General features: G+C 67.5%; 4 protein-coding genes and 1 pseudogene. All 5 read left to right on the top strand.

Annotation, left to right across the window (positions count from 1 at the left end; genetic code table 11):
- Positions 1-717 (top strand): ABC transporter ATP-binding protein (locus QOC89_RS03735; RefSeq protein WP_323043789.1); only part of this gene is annotated, 717 nt, incomplete at its 5' end.
- Complete coding sequence (fhuB, locus tag QOC89_RS03730; RefSeq protein WP_323043788.1) at positions 714-2,822, top strand: Fe(3+)-hydroxamate ABC transporter permease FhuB; 2,109 nt, start codon at positions 714-716, stop codon at positions 2,820-2,822. The genes QOC89_RS03735 and fhuB, both read left to right, overlap by 4 nt.
- A 140-nt stretch (positions 2,823-2,962) precedes the next feature.
- Entirely contained in the window at positions 2,963-3,094 is a 132-nt protein-coding gene (locus QOC89_RS31800) for a hypothetical protein (RefSeq protein ID WP_416340342.1), read from the top strand.
- Positions 3,095-3,102: 8 nt separating this feature from the next.
- Positions 3,103-3,323: pseudogene (locus tag QOC89_RS31795) on the top strand ((2Fe-2S)-binding protein); the annotation flags it as partial.
- 89 nt (positions 3,324-3,412) lie between these two features.
- Positions 3,413-4,477: an iron-siderophore ABC transporter substrate-binding protein gene (locus QOC89_RS03720; protein ID WP_323043787.1), complete on the top strand. Its 1,065-nt coding sequence runs from the start codon at positions 3,413-3,415 to the stop codon at positions 4,475-4,477.
- The last annotated feature ends 293 nt before the right edge of the window (positions 4,478-4,770 follow it).

Here is a 4,770-nt window from a genome sequence, read left to right as displayed (position 1 = left end):
GCCGGTTTGCAGCCGGCGCTTTCCGGCAGCGTCGAAGTGGACGGCAAGCCTCTCGCTGCATACCGCCGACGCGCATTGGCGCGCACGCTGACGATGCTCGCGCAATTCAACCAGATTCCCTCTGGATTGACCGTGCGCGAGTTGGTCGCATACGGCCGCTACGCCTATGGTGGCTGGCTGCGCGGACTGTCGCGCGCGGATCACGCGGCCATCGACGAAGCGCTCGTCACCAGCGGTCTGGCCGACGACGCCGCGCGCGACGTCGCCGCGCTATCGGGTGGCGAACGCCAGCGAGCATGGATCGCAATGGCGCTCGCACAGCAGGCGCCGATCGTATTGCTCGACGAACCGACCACCTACCTCGACATTCACCATCAACTGGACATCCTGCGAGAATTGCGCCGCCTGAACCGTGAGCGCGGCCTGACGATCGTCTGGGTGTTGCACGACCTGAACCAGGCCGCGGCCTACAGCGACGAAATCGTGCTGATGCGCGCGGGCCGCGTCATCGCCCATGGCTCGCCCGACGCGATGCTCGACCCACGTCATCTGCACGACACCTTCAGCGTGCCGATGCTCAAGATCGCGCACCCGCAGACGGGTGTGCCGATGTGCGTGCCGGCCTACGAGGGCGACGCCGCGGATCGCGCCGGCGTCCAGTTTCAGCACGACGCATTGAGTGCTCCCGCGTCCACGAGCAAGGGCCTCGCCGCATGACGACGCTTGCAGCGCGCAAACGCCTGCGCCGTCGCAAGCCGGCGAGCGATAGCTGGCGCGCGCCGGTGAAAAGCCGCGCGGGAATGATCGGCGGCGCGCTCATCGCGTTGATCGCGGTGGTAGCGGCATTGCGTCTCGCGCCGGGATTTCGCACGTGGCTGGCCGCGCCGGCAAGCAGCCACGCCGCGCAGCTCGCCGGCATTCTGCTGTTCGACCTGAGCATGCCGCGCATCCTGGCGGCGTTGGTCGCAGGCGGCTGCCTCGCGATCGCGGGGACGTTATTTCAGTCATTGACGCGCAATCCGCTCGCTTCGCCTGATCTGCTCGGCATCACTGGCGGCGCCCAACTCGGCTTGCTCGCCGCGATGCTGGTGCCCTCGCTCGCGGGCGTGGCGTCGGTGCCGCTGCTGTTCGTTTGCGGTCTCGCCGCTGCCGCCTGCGTGGGCGCCGCAGCAGGCGGCTGGCGCGCGACGCCGTTGCGCCTCGTGCTCGCCGGCAGCGTTTGCATGCTGCTGTTCTCCGCGCTCTCCACGCTGATTCTGGCGTTCTTCGAGCAAAGCATTGTCGGCGTGTCGCTGTGGGCGAGCGGGAGTCTCTATCAGCCGGGCGCGGCGGGTCTGAAGATCGCCGCTGCCTGGCTCGTGTTGCCGCTCATCGCGTTGCCGTTCGTGATCCGCCCGCTCGACCCGCTCGCGCTCGGCGACGACGCTGCCGCGGCGGCGGGCGTGCGCGTCGATGCGACGCGGCTGGCGGCGATGGTGGTGGCGGTCGGTTTCGCGAGCGTCGCGGTGAGTGTGGCCGGACCGCTGTCGTATGTCGGCCTGATCGCACCGAACCTGTTGCGGCAGGCACGCGGCGCGAAGGCCTCGCGTCTGGCCGCGCTCGTGCCGTTGTCCGCGCTGGTGGGCGGCGCGCTCGTGCTCGTCACCGATAGCGCGGTGCAGGCGCTCGATCTCGACGCCACCCTCTCGACCGGCGTCGCGATCGCGTTCGTCGGCACGCCGCTGATGCTGGCGATGATTCGCAGCGGCGCGGCGTGGTCGGGCGCCTTGCATGCCGGGCAGGATCGTCCCGCCGTGCGTGCCGCGACGCGCTGGGTGCGGATGCTCGATGCGTGGCCCTGGCCGCTGACGGCGGCGGTATTGCTGTTATTCGGCATCCTGATCGTGGGCGCGGGTGCCTCCTTTGGCCCGACGCCGATCGGCATGCATCGCTGGTTAGCCGCATTGGATCAGCGCGACGAACTCGCGCGCATGCTGCTCGATTTGCGTCTGCCGCGTCTCATCTGTGCGTTGCTGGCCGGCGCGTTGCTCGCCGCAAGCGGGGTGTTGATGCAGAGCATCGTGCGCAATCCGCTTGCCGGGCCGGAAGTGCTCGGCGTCACGCAAGGCGCGGGCCTCGCCACGCTTGCGGCGCTCGTCGCGTGGCCGCTCGCAGCGCATTCGACGCTCGCGGTTGCCTCGCTCGCCGGCGGCGGTGTGACGCTGGCGCTCACGCTGCTGCTCAATCGACGGCATCGCTATGCGCCGCTCGCGGTGGCGCTGACCGGCATCGTGATCGGCACGCTGTGGACCACGCTATCCCAATGGCTCATCACGCAGCAAAGCGTGCAGCCCGCGCGTTTCGTGGTGTGGCTGGTCGGCGGCACGTACGGGCGCAGCTGGGGCGAAGTGACGACGCTGCTGCCGTGGTGCGTGCTGGCGGTCCCGGTGCTCGCGCTGCTGGCACGGCCGCTCGATCTGCTCGCGCTAGGCGACGACCAGGCCGCCGCGCTTGGCTTGCCCATCGGCGTTTTGCGTCCTCTGGTGCTGACGGTGGCGACGCTGGCCGCCTGTGCCGCGGTGGCCGCGGTCGGGCCGGTCGGTTTTATCGGTTTGATGGCGCCGCATCTTGCCTCGATGCTTGGGGCGCGCGCCCATCGCACCCGTTTATGGCTTGCGGCCGTGTGCGGCGCGCTGGTGCTGGTGGTCGCGGATATCGCGGCGCGCACGCTGCTCGCGCCGCGCGAGATTCCTGCGGGCGTGCTGACAGCGTTGATCGGCGCGCCTTACCTGCTTGCGTTGCTGATCGTGGAGGCTCGGCGCGAGAAGCGGGGAAAACGGTGATGGAAACGCCAGCCGTGCTGTCGACGATCGCAAACGGATGCGACCCGCTCGCGCAGTGCCTCGCCGATTTCGCGCCGGAATCGATGGCGCATTATGTGGAGCACGTGTAGCTCGGCACGCCTGACGCGAGCGACGAACCCGTGCTCGCGGAAGACGAAACAGGCAAGCCGATTGTCGTCGCCGTAACGGAACTGGCGAGCCATCGCGCCGTCTTGCTCGATGCGATGGTCAAGCTCTACGGCGGGAACAACGCGCGCCGTCATTCGATTTAACCGACGCCGCCGCGTGGCTGTTTGGCCCGCTCGCCGCAGATGGCGCTGCGAATCCTCTGCGCATGCCGGTGCGTCTTGCGCCGCCGCGAGTTTGCCGAACCCGTTTAGTGCACGGCGCGTGTGCTGCGTCCGTTATGAAATTCCTGGAGAGACGCAACTGTGTGGACGCTGCCCCTTGCTATTGACGATGAGCGATGCGGAGATCGCCTTGCAGGACGCTTCGCATTGACGGGCCGCGCGAGGCAACCCCAACCGCAACCCCAACCGCAACCGCAACCGCAACCGCAACCGTTCAGACGAGTGTGCGCAGCCACGGCGATGGCAGTCGCGCTGCTCGCCCAGTCCCACGCGTTCGCGCAGGGCGGTGCAGGTCATGCAACGCAGGCCGCGAACGCAAGCCGTGTTGCAAACGGAGCAGAAGCGTTGCATGCAAGCCTCGTGGCTCGTGCTGCCGATGCAGGGGACACGCAGCAAACCTGCGCACCGCTCGCCGACAACCCAAGCGTCTCGCAAGCAAGCCCCTCGTTGCCCGCACGACCGAAGCGCATCGTCGTACTCGAATTCATGTTCGCCGAAGATCTCGCCGCGCTGGGCATCACACCGGTCGGCATGGCGGATCCCGAGTACTACCCGGTGTGGATCGGTTACGACGAAGCGCGCCTTGCATCAGTGCCGGACATCGGCACGCGTCAGGAGCCGAGTCTCGAAGCCATCGCGGCAGCCAAACCGGACCTGATTCTCGGTGTAGGCCTGCGTCATGCGCCGATCTTTGCGGCGCTCGAACGGATCGCTCCCACTGTGCTGTTCAAATACGGCCCGAACTTTGCCAAAGACGGCGCCCGCGTGACGCAACTCGATTGGGGCCGCGCGATTCTGCGCACGATCGGCTGCCTGACGGGCCGCGAAGATGCGGCGCGCGCTGTCGAGGCCACGGTGGATGCCGGCTTTGCCCGCGATGCGCAACGCCTCGCGCAAGCCGGCCGACGAGGCGAGCAGATAGCGTGGCTCCAGGAGTTGGGTTTGCCCGACCGATACTGGGCCTTCACCGGCAACAGCACGGCTGCCGGCGTCGCTCAGGCGCTTGGACTCGAGTCGTGGCCCGCCGAGCCGACGCGAGAAGGCACGTCGTATGTGACCTCGGAGGATCTGTTGAAGAAGCCGAACCTCACGGTGTTGTTCGTCAGCGCGACCGAAGCCGGCGTGCCGCTCGCGGCCAAACTCGATTCGCCGATCTGGCGCTTCGTGCCGGCCCGCAGCGCGGGGCGTGTGGGTCTCGTCGAGCGGAATATCTGGGGGTTTGGTGGGCCGATGTCCGCGTTGCGGATGGCCGATACGATGACGGAAGCATTGTTGTCGCTGCCGGTGCCGGCCGTGAGCAAGTAAGCGGTTGCAATGGTTTGGCGTTATTCGACCGGCCTGATCTCTGAGCTCTGAGTGCAGCGAGGAGCGTAAGGTCAAGGACCGCGAGATCGAAGTGCTCGTCGAGTACGTCGGCGTCGCTCGGTACGCGTATTGCCGCACGCCGGGCGTTTGAGCAAACACACCCGGCGTCGATTTCATATAACTCGACTCAGCCCGCGGTGCCGTTACCAACGGCACCATTCTGCACGGCCTGCGCCACGCCATAAGTCTCGCTGACGATACTGCCGTTCTCCAGCTTCAACACGCGATCCGCG

This window comes from Paraburkholderia sp. (genome assembly GCF_034668105.1).
GTDB lineage: Bacteria > Pseudomonadota > Gammaproteobacteria > Burkholderiales > Burkholderiaceae > Paraburkholderia.
Note: the sequence above shows the minus strand (reverse complement) of the source record. Positions and strands in the feature narration are given on the sequence as shown.

Excerpts from the sequence above, each read along its gene's own strand:
- fhuB (WP_323043788.1), top strand. The coding sequence starts at position 714 with ATGACGACGCTTGCAGCGCGCAAACGCCTGCGCCGTCGCAAGCCGGCG.
- QOC89_RS03720 (WP_323043787.1), top strand. The coding sequence starts at position 3,413 with ATGGCAGTCGCGCTGCTCGCCCAGTCCCACGCGTTCGCGCAGGGCGGT.